The 15,979-nt window shown below is 73.6% G+C and carries 15 protein-coding genes; 7 read left to right on the plus strand and 8 right to left on the minus strand.

The window, feature by feature from the left end:
• Positions 1 to 40 precede the first annotated feature (40 nt).
• The 7 genes from Ae150APs1_RS24130 (at position 41) to Ae150APs1_RS24160 (ending at position 5,470) form a co-directional block, all read left to right on the plus strand.
• Positions 41 to 1,006 carry a MinD/ParA family protein gene (locus tag Ae150APs1_RS24130; RefSeq protein ID WP_010232330.1) on the plus strand — a complete coding sequence of 322 codons (966 nt, stop codon included), beginning with the start codon at positions 41 to 43 and terminating at the stop codon, positions 1,004 to 1,006.
• Between the two features lie 26 nt (positions 1,007 to 1,032).
• Positions 1,033 to 1,611 carry a YceD family protein gene (locus tag Ae150APs1_RS24135; protein ID WP_075300486.1) on the plus strand — a complete coding sequence of 193 codons (579 nt, stop codon included), beginning with the start codon at positions 1,033 to 1,035 and terminating at the stop codon, positions 1,609 to 1,611.
• A gap of 70 nt (positions 1,612 to 1,681) precedes the next feature.
• Positions 1,682 to 1,864 (plus strand): 50S ribosomal protein L32, encoded by a 183-nt coding sequence (rpmF, locus tag Ae150APs1_RS24140; protein ID WP_010232332.1) that lies wholly within the window; start codon positions 1,682 to 1,684, stop codon positions 1,862 to 1,864.
• A 7-nt stretch (positions 1,865 to 1,871) separates the two neighbouring features.
• Positions 1,872 to 2,621, plus strand: coding sequence for a ribonuclease III (gene rnc / locus Ae150APs1_RS24145; RefSeq protein ID WP_075300488.1), 750 nt, complete (start codon positions 1,872 to 1,874; stop codon positions 2,619 to 2,621).
• Positions 2,622 to 3,503 (plus strand): bifunctional DNA-formamidopyrimidine glycosylase/DNA-(apurinic or apyrimidinic site) lyase, encoded by an 882-nt coding sequence (gene mutM, locus Ae150APs1_RS24150; protein WP_075300490.1) that lies wholly within the window; start codon positions 2,622 to 2,624, stop codon positions 3,501 to 3,503.
• Positions 3,504 to 3,971: 468 nt separating this feature from the next.
• Entirely contained in the window at positions 3,972 to 4,289 is a 318-nt protein-coding gene (locus Ae150APs1_RS24155; protein ID WP_060573378.1) for a PadR family transcriptional regulator, read from the plus strand.
• Positions 4,289 to 5,470, plus strand: coding sequence for a hypothetical protein (locus Ae150APs1_RS24160; RefSeq protein WP_075300492.1), 1,182 nt, complete (start codon positions 4,289 to 4,291; stop codon positions 5,468 to 5,470). The genes Ae150APs1_RS24155 and Ae150APs1_RS24160 overlap by 1 nt, the downstream gene beginning before the upstream one ends.
• Before the next feature lie 156 nt (positions 5,471 to 5,626).
• Here Ae150APs1_RS24160 and Ae150APs1_RS24165 read toward each other — a convergent pair whose 3' ends face one another.
• The 8 genes from Ae150APs1_RS24165 to kdpF all read right to left on the minus strand — a co-directional run bounded on the left by Ae150APs1_RS24165 (position 5,627) and on the right by kdpF (position 15,690).
• Entirely contained in the window at positions 5,627 to 6,691 is a 1,065-nt protein-coding gene (locus Ae150APs1_RS24165) for a magnesium and cobalt transport protein CorA (protein ID WP_060573374.1), read from the minus strand.
• 171 nt (positions 6,692 to 6,862) lie between these two features.
• Positions 6,863 to 7,729: an alpha/beta hydrolase gene (locus Ae150APs1_RS24170; protein ID WP_060573372.1), complete on the minus strand. Its 867-nt coding sequence runs from the start codon at positions 7,727 to 7,729 to the stop codon at positions 6,863 to 6,865.
• A gap of 232 nt (positions 7,730 to 7,961) precedes the next feature.
• On the minus strand, positions 7,962 to 8,657 hold the full coding sequence (locus Ae150APs1_RS24175) for a response regulator (protein ID WP_075300494.1): 696 nt from the start codon (positions 8,655 to 8,657) through the stop codon (positions 7,962 to 7,964).
• Entirely contained in the window at positions 8,654 to 11,191 is a 2,538-nt protein-coding gene (locus Ae150APs1_RS24180) for a DUF4118 domain-containing protein (RefSeq protein ID WP_075300496.1), read from the minus strand. Before Ae150APs1_RS24180 ends, Ae150APs1_RS24175 begins: the two co-directional genes overlap by 4 nt.
• A gap of 17 nt (positions 11,192 to 11,208) precedes the next feature.
• A complete protein-coding gene (locus Ae150APs1_RS24185) occupies positions 11,209 to 11,814 on the minus strand; it encodes a potassium-transporting ATPase subunit C (RefSeq protein ID WP_075300498.1) in 606 nt (201 codons plus the stop codon).
• A 2-nt stretch (positions 11,815 to 11,816) separates the two neighbouring features.
• Positions 11,817 to 13,916 carry a potassium-transporting ATPase subunit KdpB gene (kdpB, locus tag Ae150APs1_RS24190; protein ID WP_075300500.1) on the minus strand — a complete coding sequence of 700 codons (2,100 nt, stop codon included), beginning with the start codon at positions 13,914 to 13,916 and terminating at the stop codon, positions 11,817 to 11,819.
• The gene (kdpA, locus tag Ae150APs1_RS24195; protein ID WP_075300502.1) at positions 13,913 to 15,604 is read right to left on the minus strand and encodes a potassium-transporting ATPase subunit KdpA; all 1,692 of its coding nucleotides are present in this window, start codon (positions 15,602 to 15,604) and stop codon (positions 13,913 to 13,915) included. The genes kdpB and kdpA overlap by 4 nt, the downstream gene beginning before the upstream one ends.
• Positions 15,604 to 15,690: a K(+)-transporting ATPase subunit F gene (gene kdpF / locus Ae150APs1_RS33905; RefSeq protein WP_033200062.1), complete on the minus strand. Its 87-nt coding sequence runs from the start codon at positions 15,688 to 15,690 to the stop codon at positions 15,604 to 15,606. Before kdpF ends, kdpA begins: the two co-directional genes overlap by 1 nt.
• Positions 15,691 to 15,979 lie beyond the last annotated feature (289 nt).

Consider the following 15,979-nt stretch of genomic DNA (forward strand, 5'->3'; position numbering starts at 1 on the left):
CTGGTGGGAGCGCTACGGACACCGGCTGGAAGGAAGCCCCGTGACGACCCGACCGGTCGACCCGCCGTCGTACCCGCCCGCTCCGGCGCGGCCCGACCTGCGCGAGGCCGAGGTGCTGCGGCCGCGCGCCGAACGGCCCCGCACCGGCTGGCGCCGGATGCTGCACGACGTGACCGGCGGCCGGGTCAACCCGGGACCGAGCGACGCCGAGGAGCGGCGCGACGCCCTGCTGACCCGCATCCGCGGGCCGCTGCCCGGCGCGCACCGGGTCGCGGTCATGTCGGTCAAGGGCGGCGTCGGGAAGACGACCGTGTCCGCCTGCCTCGGGCTGGCCCTGGCCGAGCACCGTGGTGACCGGGCCGTCGTCCTCGACGCGAACCCGGACGCCGGGACCCTCGCCGACCGGTTGACCGGCGACTCACGGGTCACCGTCCGGGAGCTGCTCGACGACCTGGAGTCCGTCGGGACCTGGACCGACGTCTCCCGGTACACCAGCCTCGCGGGCCGGCTGCAGGTCCTCTCCTCCGAGCAGGACCCGGCCGCGGGCGACGCGTTCCGCCGCGACGAGTACGAGCGCGTCTGCGACCTGCTCGGCCGGTTCTTCAACATCATCGTCACCGACTCGGGCACCGGGCTGGTCCACTCCGCGATGGAGGGGACCCTCGCCCGCGCCGACTCGGTCGTCGTGGTCGGCGCCCCCACCGTCGACGGCGCCGGGCGGGCGAGCAGGACACTGGACTGGCTGGTCGCGCACGGGCACGCCGGCCTCGCGGCGGACGCGGTCGTGGTGCTGTCCTGCGACCGGCACAGCGCCGAGGTCGACGCCGACCGGATCCTCGAGCACTTCCGGAGCCGGGTGCGCGGCGTCGTCCCGGTCCCGCACGACCCGCACCTGGCCACCGGCGGCCGGATCGACCCGGCCCGGCTGCGCCCCGCGACGTCGGACGCGTTCCTCGAGCTCGGTGCCCTCGTCGCCGACGCGTTCGACGCGCGACCGGCGGGTTGATCGGTGCGCGTACGCTGGTCCGGGTCATGAGCACGCATCGCACGCCCGGAGACCGTCCCGACGAGAACCCGTGGGTGTTCAGCACCCGCGAGCTGGCCCGGCGGCCCGGCACACAGCGCACCGTCCAGCGCACGGTGCCCGCCCCGTCGGGCGACGCCGCCATCGGCCTGGCCGGCGTCATCGCCGTCCCCGAGGACTCGGAGGTCGACCTCGACCTCTCCCTGGAGTCGGTCACCGAGGGCGTCTACGTCTCCGGCACGGCCGCTGCGCGGCTGGAGGGCGAGTGCTCCCGGTGCCTCGACCCGATCGGCGACGACGTCGCGGTCCGGATCGGCGAGCTGTTCGCCTACCCGGACTCGGTCACCGAGGAGACCACCGACGCCGACGAGATCCCGCGGCTGGTCGACGACCGGATCGACATCACCCAGACCGTGCGCGACGCCGTCGTCACCGATCTCCCGATGGCGCCGCTGTGCAGGCCCGACTGCCCGGGCCTGTGCGACGTCTGTGGCGAGAGGTGGGCCGATCTCCCGCAGGATCACGGGCATGAGACACTGGATTCTCGTTGGGCGGCGCTCAAGGAGCGCCTGCCCTCCACTGACTGAGCGGGGGCTCCACGCGGAGCCCGCTCCCGGTGGGAAGACCTGATCGTTCGAAGTACCGAGGAGTGTCATCATGGCCGTCCCCAAGCGCCGGATGTCGCGGTCCAACACGCGTGCGCGCCGGTCGCAGTGGAAGGCCACTGCGCCGAACCTCGTCGCGTGCTCGAACCGCGCGTGCCGCGAGCCGAAGCTCCAGCACATCGCCTGCCCGACCTGCGGTCAGTACGACGGCCGGCAGGTCACCAGCCCGGCCTGATCCGGTAGTGGGTGACAAGAGCGTGACCGGTCCGGTGACGGACCGGTCTCCTCTGCTGTCCGCACTCGGGGTCGAGCTGGACGAGGAGCTGCTGACCCTCGCGCTCACCCACCGCTCGTACGCCTATGAGCACGGTGGACTGCCCACCAACGAGCGCCTGGAGTTCCTGGGCGACTCGGTGCTGTCCATCGTGATCACCGAACGGCTATACCGGGACCACCCGGACCTCCCCGAGGGGCAGCTCGCGAAGCTGCGGGCCAGCGTCGTCAACATGCACGCGCTGGCGGGCGTCGCCGTGGCGCTGCCCACCCCCGGTGAGTCGTCCGACGGTCTCGGCGCCTACCTGTACCTGGGGCGCGGCGAGGAACTGACCGGTGGCCGGTCGAAGGCCAGCATCCTGGCCGACGCCACCGAGGCCCTGCTCGGCGCCGTCTACCTGCAGCACGGGCTGGAGCCCTCCCGCGAGCTCGTCCACCGGCTGTTCGCCGGCCTGCTGCACAGTGCGCCGCTGCTCGGCGCCGGTCTCGACTGGAAGACCAGCCTGCAGGAGCTCACCGCGGCCGGCGGGCACGGCGTGCCCGAGTACCGGATCGACGAGGAGGGCCCGGACCACCTCAAGGTGTTCACCGCGACCGCCGTCGTCGGGGGCCGTGACCTCGGCAGCGGGGCGGGCCGCACCAAGAAGGAAGCCGAGCAGAAGGCCGCCGAGCTCGCCTGGCGCACCCTGTCGGCCGAGAGCACCGGCTCCACGCACTAGATGCCGGAGCTCCCCGAGGTCGAGGTCGTCCGCCGGGGCCTCGCCGACCACGTCCTGGACCGCCGGGTCGCCGCCGTCGAGGTGCTGCACCCGCGGGCCGTCCGGCGGCATCCCACCGGCTCGGCGGACTTCACCGCCCGGCTGACCGGGCGGACGCTGCGTGCGGCCGCCCGCCGTGGCAAGTACCTGTGGCTCGAACTCGACACGGCCGAGGCCGGGGACGACGCGCTCCTCGCGCACCTCGGGATGTCCGGCCAGATGCTCGTCGAGGATCCGGCGGAACCCGACGAGAAGCACCTGCGGGTCCGCCTCCGCTTCGACGACGACGGTCCCGAGCTGCGCTTCGTCGACCAGCGCACGTTCGGCGGGCTGTCGGTCCATCCGCTCGCCCCGGCGTCCGGCGGGGGCCTGCTGCCCGAGCCGGTCGCGCACATCGCGCGCGACCCGATGGACCCGGCCTTCTCCGCCGACGACACCGTCGCCGCGCTGCGCCGCAGGCGGACCGAGGTCAAGCGGGCGCTGCTGGACCAGACCGTGGTCTCGGGCATCGGCAACATCTACGCCGACGAGGCCCTCTGGCGGGCGAGACTGCACGGCCTGCGGCCCACCGAGAAGCTCACCCGGGCGCAGGGGCACGCCGTGCTCGACGCGGCCACCACCGTCATGACCGCGGCGCTCGCTCAGGGCGGGACCTCGTTCGACGCGCTGTACGTCAACGTCAACGGGGCATCGGGGTACTTCGACCGGTCCCTGAACGTCTACGGACAGGTGGACCGGGCCTGCCCGCGCTGCGGCACGCCGATCCGGCGGGACGCGTTCATGAACCGCTCGTCCTTCACCTGCCCGCGCTGCCAGCCGAGACCCCGCGCGCCGCGCACCTGACCCGCGCGCCGGTGCCGGGTCCTGGCGCACCGGACGCTCGCGCTCGTGCCGGGCCGTCGGGCGGTGCACCGCGCCCCTCGAGCGGCACACCGTGTCCGCCGGCCTCGGCCGTCGCGGTGCAGGGCGTACCCGTCGCCGGGGCCGGCCGTGCGCCCCACCGACGCAGCGGTGCCCGGCGAGTCGCTGGGGCGCCGACCGGGTTGCTGGGGAGCCCACCGTTGCCGGGGTGCCATCGCGATGCTGCGAACCGGCGCGATGCTGGGGACCGCCGAGATGCAGCACGGCGCGAATTGTCGATCACTCGGCGACGCTGAGCCGCATCTCGGCGGGGGCGAACCGGGCCGGTGCGGTGCGAGGCGAAACGGGGCCCGGAGCGGCGCGAGGCGGGTCGCTCATGCGGCGGAGGATGCAACGCGTTCGACACTACTGCGCATCACGTAGTACTCTCCGGCGCAGAAGGAGGGGGCGATGGACACCAGCCAGTTGCTCAAGGGGGTGCTCGACCTCGCGGTCCTGGCCGTGCTCGACAAGGAGGACGGCTACGGCTACGAGGTCGTGCGGGCACTGCGCGCGGCAGGACTCTCCGAGGTCGGTGACGCGTCGGTCTACGGCACCCTGCGCCGGCTCTACGGCGCGGGCCTGCTGACCTCGTACGTGGTCCCGAGCGAGGAGGGACCGCACCGCAAGTACTACGCGATCAACGAACCGGGCCGGGCCCGGCTGCAGGAGACGACGGCGCGGTGGCGGACGTTCGCCGCCACGATGGAAGGCCTGGTGGGCACGTGATGGCCGAGAACGGGACCGACGAGACGATCCGGATCGACGACGCGGTCACGGCCGACTATCTCGACGGGTTGCGGTCGGCGCTGGCCGACCTGCCTTCCGCGGAGCTGGCCGAGATCGTCGAGGACGCCCGCGGGCACCTCGCCGACCTCGCCGGTGAGCTGGGGGAGGCCTACGACCGGACCGCGGTGCACGAGCGCCTCGGGGCCCCCGCGGCGTACGCGGCCGAGCTGCGCGCCGCCGCGGGATTCCCGGCGCCGCCCGGTCCGGAGCCCCGTCCGCGCTGGGCGGCGCGGTTCGCGGTGCTCACGCTGGTCGGCGCGATGCTGTTCGCCGCGCTCGGCGGCGTCATCGGGGTGCCGGAGGGCGGCCTCGCGCTGATCCTCGGGCTCGTCGTCGCAGGGGTCGGGGTGTTGCCGGTGCTGCGGGACGGCCCGCGCCAGTCGACGGCGGGGGCCCTGCGACCGGTCCGGGCGCTCGACCGGCTGCGCGTCCGGGACGGTGCCCCGGCCGGGGAGCCGAACTGGCGGGACCTGCCGGCGTTCGTCGCCGTCCTGCAGCCGGGGTGGTGGGTGCTGCGCGCCGTCGTCGCGGCGGGGGTGGTCGCCGTGATGCTCACGACGGGCGGCTCCACGGCGGTGCTGGTGACGGTGCTCGTCTCGCTGGCGGCCGTGCCGCTCTCGGTCGCGCTCGGGGCCCGCTCCCGGTCCGACCGGCGGCTGCTGTGGGCGGTGCTGCCGCTGAACGTGTTCGCGGCGGGGCTGGTGTTCGCCGCGGCCGGGGCGCTCGCCGAGGACGACGACCCGGTCCGCTACTCCACGCCGTCCGGGCTCACGCTCGACGGCGAGTCGATCACCGACGTGCGCCCGTTCGACGCGAAGGGCAGGCCGCTGTCCGGGGTGTACCTGTTCGACCAGGACGGCACCCCGCTGGTGGTGGACGACTACTGCCCGGTCCGCGGACGCCCGGTGGCCGACGAGCCGGATGCGCCCGGTCCGTACCCCCGGGGGACCCGGACCTCGGACCCACGGACCGGTGAGTGCGTGACGACGCCGCCCGCGCCGATGGTCGTCACGATCCCGGGCGCGACGCCCGCACCCGCCACCTCGGCGAGCGCTCCGCCGTCGGCTCCGCCCGCACCGACCGCCACACCGGCGCCGGCCGCCCCGCGCCCCGGCGGCTGAGCAGCACCGGGGGTGGCCCGCGCTGCAGCGCGGGGACAGGACCTGCCGGACTCGGGGGAGAGCCGGCCACCCGGGCCGGGGGTACGCAGGGGGAGCGTGCCCCGGCCCGCCCGGCGCCGGGTACGCACAGGGGGCGTGCCCGGCGCCCGGGACCGGTCAGAGCCAGTCGTTGAACTTGAACATCGCGAAGAGCCCGACGGCGAGCAGCACCATGAGCCCGAACGCCATCGGGTAGCCGAACATCCAGTGCAGCTCCGGCATGTAGTCGAAGTTCATGCCGTAGACGCCGGCGATCAGGCTGGGCGCGAAGAGGATCGCCGCCCAGGACGACACCTTCTTCATCTGCTCGTTCTGCTGGAACCCGGCCTCGGTCAGCCGCGTCATCTCGTCGTTCTGCCGCTGCGCGACCAGGGTCGCGTTGACGGTGAGGATGTTGCCGAGCAGGTCCCGGAAACCCTCGACCCGCTCACGGACCCTTGTGGCGTGGTCGATGACGTCCCGCATCGCCCGTCGCAGCTCGACGTCCGGGCTCGGCCCGGATTTCGCGAACCGGCCGCGCAGCTCGAGGAAGATCTCCTGCAGCGGTTCCACCGCCCGCTGGAAGGCGATCACCTCGCGGGTCAGCTGGTAGATCCGCCGGGAGACGTGCGGGTCGCCGCGGAAGACCTGCTCCTCGATCTCGTCGATGTCGTCCTGCAGGCCGTCGAGGACCGGGATGTAGTCGTCGACGACCCGGTCGAGGACGGCGTAGAGCACCGCCATCGGGCCGTGCGCCAGCAGCTCCGGGTCACGCTCCAGTCGTTCACGGACCTCGCCGAGGTCCGGCTCGACCGCGTGCCGGACGGTGAGCACGAAGTCCGGGCCGAGGAACAGGTGCACCTCGCCGATCTGCACGACCTCGTCGCGGTCGACGTAGCGGGCCGGGCGCAGCACGACGAACTCGGTGTCGCCGTAGCGCTCCATCTTCGGCCGCTGGTGGGCGTTGACGGTGTCCTCGACGGCGAGGGAGTGGAGGTCGAACTCCTTCGCGAGCTCCTCGATCTCCTCGACGTCCGGGCGGAGCATGCCGATCCAGCAGAAGCTGTACGGGGCGGTGGACCCGTCGCCGTCGCCGGTGTGGTCGCTCCGGCAGCGGTGCAGCTCCTCGAGCGCACCGTCGACCGACGCCGGGGCGGCGGCCCGCCGGCCGTCGACGTACACCGCGTTGTCGATCACCGACATGCCTGCGACCTCCCGCCGACCTCGCGTTCCCGGGTGTCCGACCGGGCCGTCGTGCAGGGTAACCACCCCGCTCACGCTCCGCCGACCGGTCGCGAGCCGCCTCGCCGACCGCTGGGAGATCCGGGGTACCTCCGGTGGGAGGTGACGGCCGGCGCGGCGCTCCCGGCACGGTCACCCCGTGACGCCGCCCGGACGGTGCAGGTCCGCGACCGCGGCGACGACCGCGCCGGATGCGCTGTGGGAGAGCAGGTGGCCCGCGCCCGCCACCACCGTCGTCTCCGTTCCGAGCATCCGCCGGGCCGGGACGGCGAGCCGGTGCGCCGGGAAGAAGCGGTCACCGGCGCCGGCCAGCACCCGGAACGGCGTCCGCCCCCAGCCGGTCAGCACCGGCGTCGGCAGCGGTGCGGGCGCCAGGCTGGTGCGGGCGTGCCGCGCCACCAGCGTCATCCACTCGATCAACCGGTCCCGCTCCGGGACGGTCGCGCCGCCGTCCATCGTTCCCAGCAGCCGGTCCGACCACCGCTCCGTCCGCCGCAGCGTCCATCCGAGGGCCGCGGTGAGGACCCCGGGATCCACCCGGGCCGTGACGAGGCCCGCGGGCGCCACGAGCACCATGCCCGTGATCCGTGGGGCCGGCTCGGCACACAGCGCCACGGCCGCGCCGAGTGACTCGCCGACGACGACCATCGGCTCGGTACCGAGGTGGGCCTGCACCTCGGCGAACCACCGGCGGTGCCGCGTCACGCGGTCGTCCCGGTACCGCACGCCGGAGCTCAGGCCGGGCTGGCCCGGCAGGTCGGGCACGGTGACCCGGTGGGTCGCAGCCAGCTCGGTGACGAGCCCGACGGACGCTGCGACGCCGAAGTTGGTACCCGGCAGCAGGAGGACCCGCGGGCCGTCGCCGACGGTCGTCAGGTGGGTGTGCCCCAGCGAGGTACCCACGACCTGCCGCTCGGCGGCGGGCAGGTGCCGGTCCAGCACGCCGCGGCACCAGTCCTGGACGATCCGGCGCCCCGGCTCCGAACGGTAAATCTGCACGAGTGGTCCTCCCGGCGAACGACGGTTCCGCTCGCCGACCAGACTTCCCGGCACACCGAGGACGATCGTAGGGCCACCCGTGCGGCGGCAGGCCTGCCCGGGCCGTCAGGATCCCGTCAAGATCGGGCGGGCCCCGCGGGAGATCAGGGAACGGCCGCGTCCGGTGTCGTCGCCGGGCCGTCGTCGCAGCGTTCCCGGTGTCGTCGTCCGGGACCACCGAGGCGATGCCGGCTCAGGTCTCGAACCGGTACCCCATACCGGCCTCGGTGATCAGATATCGGGGTGTGGACGGCACCGGCTCCAGCTTCCGCCGTAGCTGGGCCAGGTAGACCCGCAGGTAGTGGGTCTCGGTGTCGTAGCTCGGCCCCCACACCTCGTGCAGGAGCCGCCGCCGGTCGACGAGCTTGCCGCGGTTGCGGACGAGCACCTCGAGGATCCCCCACTCGGTCGGGGTGAGGTGGACGTCCCCGCCGCCGGAGTCCACGACGGTCTTCGCCGCCAGGTCGACGGTGAAGGCGTCGGTCCTGATCACCGCCTCGCCGTCCACGGTCGTGACGGCGGCCCTGCGGACGGCCGCGCGGAGCCGGGCGAGCAGTTCCGCCATCCCGAACGGCTTGGTGACGTAGTCGTCCGCGCCGGCGTCGAGGGCACGGACCTTGTCGCCGGAGTCGCCGCGCGCGGACAGCACGATGATCGGCACGGCGCTCCAGCCGCGGATCCCCTCGATGACCTCGGACCCGTGCAGGTCGGGCAGCCCGAGATCGAGCACGACGACGTCGGGGTGCCCGTCCGCTGCCCGGCGCAGTGCCGCGGCCCCGTCCTCGGCGAGGAGTACGGCGTACCCGTGTGCCGCGAGGTTGATCCGGAGCGCGCGCAGGATCTGCGGATCGTCGTCGACGACCAGGACCGTGGTCCGCACCCCGGTCACCGCCGGGCTCCCGCCGGCGCAGCGGGCAGTGACACGACCACCGTCAGTCCACCCCCGGGTGTGTCCTCCACGGTCAGGGTGCCGCCCATCGCCGTCGTGAGGCCCTGTGCCACGGAGAGTCCCAGACCGAGGCCGCTGGTCGCATCCCGGTCCCCGAGTCGCTGGAACGCGGCGAACAGGTCACCCATCCGCCGCCGCGGTACGCCGGGACCGCGGTCGACGACACGCAGCTCGACGCGGTCGGAGTGCGCGCTGGCCCGTACCGTCACGCCCCTCCCGCCGTGCCGCAGGGCGTTGTCGATCACGTTCGCGATCACCCGCTCCAGCAGGCCCGAGTCGGCGACGACGTCAGGGACGTCCTCCGCGACCGCGACCGTGACGTCTCCGGCCCCGTCCAGGCCGATCAACGCGGTCGCCACCACCTCGTCGTAGCCGACGGGGGCGAGCAGCGGCGTCACGGCACCCGCGGCCAGCCGGGAGGAGTCGAGCCGGTTGTCCACCAGGTTGCTGAGCCGGTCCGCGGACTCCTCGACGGTGGCGAGCAGCTCCGCGCGGTCGTCGTCGGGGAGCCGCAGCCCGGGATCGCGCAGACTGCCGACCGCGGCCTTGATCGAGGTCAGCGGGGTCCGGAGGTCGTGGCCGACCGCGGAGAGCAGCGCCCCGCGGGTCTCGTTGACCTCTGCCCGGCGTTCGGCGTCGGCGGCACCGGCCTCGGACCGTTGACCGCGCAGTGCCAGCAGCGCCTGCCCGCCGACCGTCTCCAGCAGGCGGCGATCGGCGGCCGGCAGTGTTCGCCCGGTCCCGATCAGGTGCAGGCCGTCGTCGACGAGCACGTCGACGTCGGCCTGCTCGGGGCGGCCACACCCGACCGGTCCGGCGGAGGCGATCACGTTCCAGGCCCGGTCCGGCCCGCGCTCCAGCAGGGCGGCGCAGGTCAGTCCGAAGGTCTCGCGAACCTTGGTCAGGAGGCGTGGGAGCGGGTCCGCCCTGGTGAGGACGGTCCGCGCGAACGACGCGAGCAGCGCAGCCTCGGCCCGGGCCCGCGCGGCCTGCTCCGCCTGCCGGGCCGCGCGGTCCACGACGAGCGCGACCAGCACCCCGGCCAGCAGCAGCGCGACGACGGTGAGCAGGTTCCCGGCGGCGGCCACGTTCAGCGAGTAGAAGGGCTGGGTGAAGAAGAAGTCCAGAAGGATCCCGCCGAGCAACGCCGCGAGCAGCGCCGGGCCGAGGCCGCCGGCCAGCGCTGCGAGCACCGTGGCCAGGAAGTAGAGCACCACGTCGGTGGACAGGTCGATCACCCCGGTGAACGCGACGCCCAGCACGGTTGCGGCGGCCGGGCCGATGACGGCGGTCACCCAGCCCGCGATCTGACGCCCGTAGGGCAGCCCGTTCCGCAGGATGGGGAGCCGCAGCACCCGTCCGGCACTGTCGTGGGTGACCATGTGGACGTCGATCGGACCGGACTCCTGTACGACCCGCGCCCCGATCCCCGGGTCGAACAGCCGCGCCACCCGGGACCGGCGCGAGGTCCCCAGCACCAGCTGGGTGGCGTTGACCCCACGGGCGAAGTCGAGCAGGGCACGGGTGACGGCGTCCGCCCCGCCGTCGCCGACGGCGGTGTGGAAGCTCGCGCCGACGTCGTCGGCGAGCCGGCGGATCCGGTCGACCGAGCCCACCGGCGCGGCCGCCAGGCCGTCCCCGCGCAGCACGTGGACCGCGATCAGGTCGGCCTTGCCGGAGCGGGTCGCGATCCGGGCGGCCCGCCGCAGCACGGTCTCCGACTCCGCCCCGCCGGTGAGCGCGACGACGACCCGTTCCCGCGTCTCCCACACGTCGGTGACCTGCTCGTCGGCCCGGTAGCGCAGCAGGGCGACGTCGACCTCGTCGGCGACCCAGAGCAGCGCGAGCTCCCGCAGCGCGATCAGGTTCGGGACCTTGAAGTAGTGCCCGAGCGCGGCGTCGATCTTCTCGGCGGGGTAGACGTTGCCGTGCGCCAGGCGCCTGCGCAGCGCCTCCGGGGTGATGTCGACCAGCTCCAGCTGCTCGGCCCGGCGGACGACCTCGTCCGGCACGGTCTCGCGCTGGCGGGCCCCGGTGATCCGGTGCACGACGTCGCCGAGCGACTCCAGGTGCTGCACGTTCACCGTGGAGATGACGTCGATGCCCGCCTCCAGGAGCTCCTCGACGTCCTCCCAGCGCTTGGCGTGCCGCCCGCCGGGCGCGTTGGTGTGCGCGAGCTCGTCGACCAGCACGACCTCCGGACGCCGGGCCAGTACCGCGTCGAGGTCCAGCTCCTCCAGGACGACCCCGCCGTGCGTCACCCGCCGCCGCGGCACCACCTCGAGCCCCTCCAGCGCCGCGGCGGTCCGGTCCCGGCCGTGCGTCTCGACGACCCCGACCACCACGTCGGTGCCGCGCCCGAGCCTGCGGTGGGCCTCGCCGAGCATGGCGAAGGTCTTGCCGACCCCGGGCGCGGCACCGAGATGGATGCGCAGCTCGCCACGCGGCCCGCCGCGCACCTTCTCGTCGCTCATCGACGAATGATCCCGCATCAGCCGTCCGCGTCCCGGACGGCCAGGTTCAGCTCGGTGACGTTCACCCGCGGGCTGCCGAGGAACCCGAGCGTGCGCCCGGTCGTGGCCTCGGCGACGAGCTCCCGGACCCGGTCCGGGTCCAGACCGGTGACCCGGGCGACCCGGGGGGCCTGCAGGGCTGCGTACTCCGGGCTGATGTCCGGGTCCAGGCCGGACCCGGACGCGGTCACCGCGTCCGCGGGGACGACCTCGGGCGCGACGCCCTCCCGGGCCGCGATCAGCCGCTGCCGCTCGGTGACGGACTCGACCAGCTCGGCGTCGAACGCGCCCTTGTTGGATCCGCCGGACGACGTCGTGTCCCCGGGACCGAGCACGTCCTCGGACGAGCCGGCCGGCCGGGTGTGGAAGTACGGGTCGGCGGCCGGGTCGGCGGCGACCGGGTCGATCCCGATCAGCGACGATCCGCTGCCGCCGGGCAGGATCGAGCCCTCCGCCTGGGCGTTCAGGCCCGGGATCCGGGCCACGCCCCAGATCGCGAGCGGGTAGACGATCCCGCACAGGACCGTCATGACGAGCAGCACGCGCAGGCCGACCGCGGTCTGGCGGCGCAGGGTGGTCAGCATCTTCAGACTCCGGGGATCAGACGGACGAGCAGGTCGATCAGGAAGATCCCGATGAACGGGGTGACGACCCCGCCCACTCCGTAGACGAGCAGGTTGCGGCGCAGCAGGCTCGCCGCCGAGGACGGCCGGTACCGCACGCCGCGCAGCGCGAGCGGGATCAGCACCACGATGATCAACGCGTTGAAGATCACCGCGGAGAGGATCGCGGACTCCGGCGTGGACAGGCCCATGACGTTGAGCAGGCCGAGCGACGGGTAGAGCGCGGCGAACATCGCGGGCAGGATCGCGAAGTACTTCGCGAGGTCGTTGGCCACCGAGAACGTGGTCAGCGCGCCCCGGGTGATCAGCAGCTGCTTGCCGATCTCGACGATCTCGATCAGCTTGGTCGGGTCCGAGTCGAGGTCGACCATGTTCCCGGCCTCCTTGGCGGCGGAGGTGCCGGTGTTCATCGCGACACCGACGTCGGCCTGGGCCAGCGCCGGGGCGTCGTTGGTGCCGTCGCCGGTCATGGCGACCAGTCGCCCGCCGGACTGCTCGCGCCGGATCAGCGCGAGCTTGTCCTCCGGCGTGGCCTCGGCCAGGTGGTCGTCCACCCCGGCCTCGCCGGCGATCGCGGCCGCGGTGCGCGGGTTGTCGCCGGTGACCATCACCGTGCGGATCCCCATCGCCCGCAGCTCGGCGAACCGCTGCGCCATCCCCGGCTTGACCACGTCGGAGAGCTGGATCACGCCCAGGATCCGCGCGCCCCGCCCGTCCGGATCGGTGCCGGTCGCCACCACCAGCGGGGTGCCGCCGCCGTCGGAGACGGACTCCACCACCCGGTCCACCTCGGTGCGAACCGCGTCGTCGGCACCGGCCGCCCAGCCGAGCACGGCGGCGGTGGCGCCCTTGCGCACGGACGCCCCGCCCGCGTCGACGCCGGACATCCGGGTCTGCGCGGCGAACGGGACGAACTCCGCGACGGCCTCGGTGGCGTCGGCCTCGGGCGCCAGCCCGTGCTCGGCCGCGCAGAGCTCGACGATGCTGCGCCCCTCCGGGGTCTGGTCGGCCAGGCTGGACAGCCGGGCCGCGCGGGCGACCTCGTCGAGGTCGGTGCCGCCGACCGGGTGCAGCGCGGTGGCCCGCCGGTTCCCGAAGGTGATCGTGCCGGTCTTGTCCAGCAGCAGGGTGTCGATGTCGCCGGCCGCCTCCACGGCACGGCCCGACGTCGCGAGCACGTTGCGCTGCACCAGGCGGTCCATGCCGGCGATGCCGATCGCGGACAGCAGCGCCCCGATCGTCGTCGGGATGAGGCAGACCAGCAGCGCCGCCAGCACCAGGACCGGCACCTGGGACCCGGCGTAGGCGCTCATCGGCGCGACCGCGACGACGGCGAGCAGGAAGATGATCGTCAGTGCGGCGAGCAGGATCGTCAGCGCGATCTCGTTCGGCGTCTTCTTCCGCGCGGCCCCCTCGACCAGCCCGATCATGCGGTCGACGAAGGACTCGCCGGGCTTCGTGCTGATCTCGACGACGATCCGGTCCGACAGCACGGTGGTGCCGCCGGTCACGGCGCAGCGGTCGCCGCCCGCCTCCCGGATGACCGGTGCGGACTCGCCGGTGATCGCGGACTCGTCGACCGAGGCGATGCCGGAGACGACGTCGCCGTCCCCCGGGATCGTCTCCCCTGCCTCGACGACGACCCGGTCGCCGATCGTCAGCGCGGTGGCGGGCACCTGCTCCGCACGGTCGCTGCTGCCCTCGATCAGCCTGCGGGCGACCGTGTCCCGCTGGGTCGCCCGCAGCGACGCCGCCTGGGCCTTGCCGCGGCCCTCCGCGACCGCCTCGGCCAGGTTCGCGAACAGCACCGTGAACCACAGCCAGATCGCGATCAGCACGGCGAAGACGCTCGGGTCGACCACAGCGAGCACGGTGACCAGCACCGAGCCCACCCAGACGACGAACATCACCGGGTTGCGGGCCTGGACCCGCGGGTCGAGCTTGCGCAGCGCCTCCGGCACGGACTCGATCAGCTGCCGGGGCGCGAACGCCCCGGCACCGACCGGTGCCGCCGGGGTGTCCGGCCGCGGGTCCTCAGCGGGCGCGACGGTCTGGGCGGTCATGACAGTGCCTCCGCGATCGGTCCGAGAGCGAGTGCCGGGAAGAAGGTCAGGGCCGCGACGAGCAGCACGGTCCCGCCGACGAGGCCCGCGAAGAGCACGCCGTCGGTGGGCAGCGTCCCGGCGCCCGCCGGGGTGCGCCGCTGCCCGGCGAGCGCACCGGCCAGCTCGAGCACGGCCAGGATCGGCACGAACCGGCCGAACAGCATCGCGATGCCGAGACCGGCCTGGAAGAAGTCGTTCGTGACGGTCAGCCCGGCGAACGCCGAGCCGTTGTTGTTGGCGGCCGACGCCCACGCGTAGAGGACCTCGGAGAAGCCGTGCGCACCGTCGTTGTTCAGGGCGTCGAGCGTGCCGGGGAGCACCACCGCGAGGCCGGCGCCGAGCAGCACCAGCGACGGCATGGCCAGGATCGACACCGCGGCGAACGTGACCTCCCGGCGGCCGAGCTTCTTGCCCAGGTACTCCGGGGTCCGCCCGACCATCAGCCCGGCCAGGAACACCGCGATGATCGCGAGCACGAGCATGCCGTAGAGGCCCGCACCGACCCCGCCGGGCGCGACCTCGCCGAGCAGCATGTTGAGGATCAGCACGCCGCCGCCCGCACCGGAGAAGCTGTCGTGCATCGAGTTGACCGCACCGGTCGAGGTGCCGGTCGTCGAGACGGCCCACAGCACCGAGGCCGGGATGCCGAACCGGACCTCCTTGCCCTCCATCGAGCCGCCCGCGATCAGCGCGGCCGGGCCGTTCGGGAACGCCTCGGCCAGCCACACCAGCGCGGTGAACACCGCCCAGATACCGGTCATCACCGACAGCAGCACGACACCCTGCCGGACCCGGCCGACCATGACGCCGAACGTCCTGGTCAGCGCGACCGGGACGAGCAGGAGCAGGAAGTTCTCCAGCAGGTTCGTGAACGGGTTCGGGTTCTCGAACGGGTGCGCCGAGTTCGCGTTGAAGATCCCGCCACCGTTGGTGCCGAGCTCCTTGATCGCCTCCTGGGAGGCGGTGGGCGCGTTCGGCAGGGTGTGCGTCGATCCGTCGACGGTGACGACGTCGACCCCGGCCCGCAGGGACTGGGTGACCCCGGCGGCCACCAGCACGATCGCCGCGACCGCGGCGATCGGCAGCAGGATCCGGGTGACGCCGCGGGTGAGATCGACCCAGAAGTTGCCGATCCGCCCGTCGTCGGCGCCGCTGCTCGCGAACGCGCGCACCAGCGCGACCGCCACCGCCATGCCCACCGCGGCGGACACGAAGTTCTGCACGGTCAGGCCCGCCATCTGCACGGTGTGCCCGAGGACGGCCTCGCCCGAGTAGGACTGCCAGTTCGTGTTGGTCACGAACGACACCGCGGTGTTGAACGCCATCGACGGGGACGCCGAGTCGGCGTCGTCGGTGCCGCGGCCGAATCCCAGCGGCAGGAACGCCTGCAGCCGCTGCATCAGGTGGAGCAGCACGATCGAGACGAAGGAGAACCCGAGGACGCCCGCGGCGTAGGTGGTCCACCGCTGGCCGGTGCCGGCGTCCACCCGCACCAGCCGGTACAGCGCCCGCTCGACGCGCCAGTGCCCGGTGTCGGTGTAGACCCGCGCCATCCAGTCGCCGAGCGGCTTCCAGGCCAGTCCGAGGAACAGGACCAGTGCCCCGAGCTGGATCAGCCCGGCGGCGGTGTCGGAGAGCCCGCCCATCAGAACTTCTCCGGGCGCAACAGTGCCACCACCAGGTAGACCAGCAGTGCCAGGGCGATCAGGCCCCCGGCGATGTTCGCGATCACAGCTTCTCCATCCCACGCAGGATCAGCGCGAGGACGACGAAGGCGGCGATCAGCAGCACGGCGTACAGCACGTCGGCCACAGCATGTCCCTTCTCGACTCCCGCCGCGGTTGTGCGGCTGCGGAATCCTGCGCGGTGGCGGACCGGTACGGGCGTGCCGATGACGTGCCGTTGACGGGTGCGACCACTCGTCCTTACGGGTTCCTGACGCCGCTGTGGCGGCGGCCACCCGTCCGGGTCCGTGTGCCGGAGCCCAGCAGGGTTCGTCGTCAGGGTTCCGTCGACGGCGC

This window comes from Pseudonocardia sp. Ae150A_Ps1 (genome assembly GCF_001932315.1).
Classification (GTDB): domain Bacteria; phylum Actinomycetota; class Actinomycetes; order Mycobacteriales; family Pseudonocardiaceae; genus Pseudonocardia.

What these genes read in the sequence shown, in the direction of transcription:
- Ae150APs1_RS24135 (WP_075300486.1), top strand. Translation starts at nt 1,033, where the DNA reads ATGAGCACGCATCGCACGCCCGGAGACCGTCCCGACGAGAACCCGTGG.
- rpmF (WP_010232332.1), top strand. Translation starts at nt 1,682, where the DNA reads ATGGCCGTCCCCAAGCGCCGGATGTCGCGGTCCAACACGCGTGCGCGC.
- mutM (WP_075300490.1), top strand. Translation starts at nt 2,622, where the DNA reads ATGCCGGAGCTCCCCGAGGTCGAGGTCGTCCGCCGGGGCCTCGCCGAC.
- Ae150APs1_RS24155 (WP_060573378.1), top strand. Translation starts at nt 3,972, where the DNA reads ATGGACACCAGCCAGTTGCTCAAGGGGGTGCTCGACCTCGCGGTCCTG.
- Ae150APs1_RS24160 (WP_075300492.1), top strand. Translation starts at nt 4,289, where the DNA reads ATGGCCGAGAACGGGACCGACGAGACGATCCGGATCGACGACGCGGTC.
- Ae150APs1_RS24165 (WP_060573374.1), bottom strand. Translation starts at nt 6,691, where the DNA reads ATGTCGGTGATCGACAACGCGGTGTACGTCGACGGCCGGCGGGCCGCC.
- Ae150APs1_RS24180 (WP_075300496.1), bottom strand. Translation starts at nt 11,191, where the DNA reads ATGAGCGACGAGAAGGTGCGCGGCGGGCCGCGTGGCGAGCTGCGCATC.
- Ae150APs1_RS24185 (WP_075300498.1), bottom strand. Translation starts at nt 11,814, where the DNA reads ATGCTGACCACCCTGCGCCGCCAGACCGCGGTCGGCCTGCGCGTGCTG.
- kdpB (WP_075300500.1), bottom strand. Translation starts at nt 13,916, where the DNA reads ATGACCGCCCAGACCGTCGCGCCCGCTGAGGACCCGCGGCCGGACACC.
- kdpA (WP_075300502.1), bottom strand. Translation starts at nt 15,604, where the DNA reads ATGGGCGGGCTCTCCGACACCGCCGCCGGGCTGATCCAGCTCGGGGCA.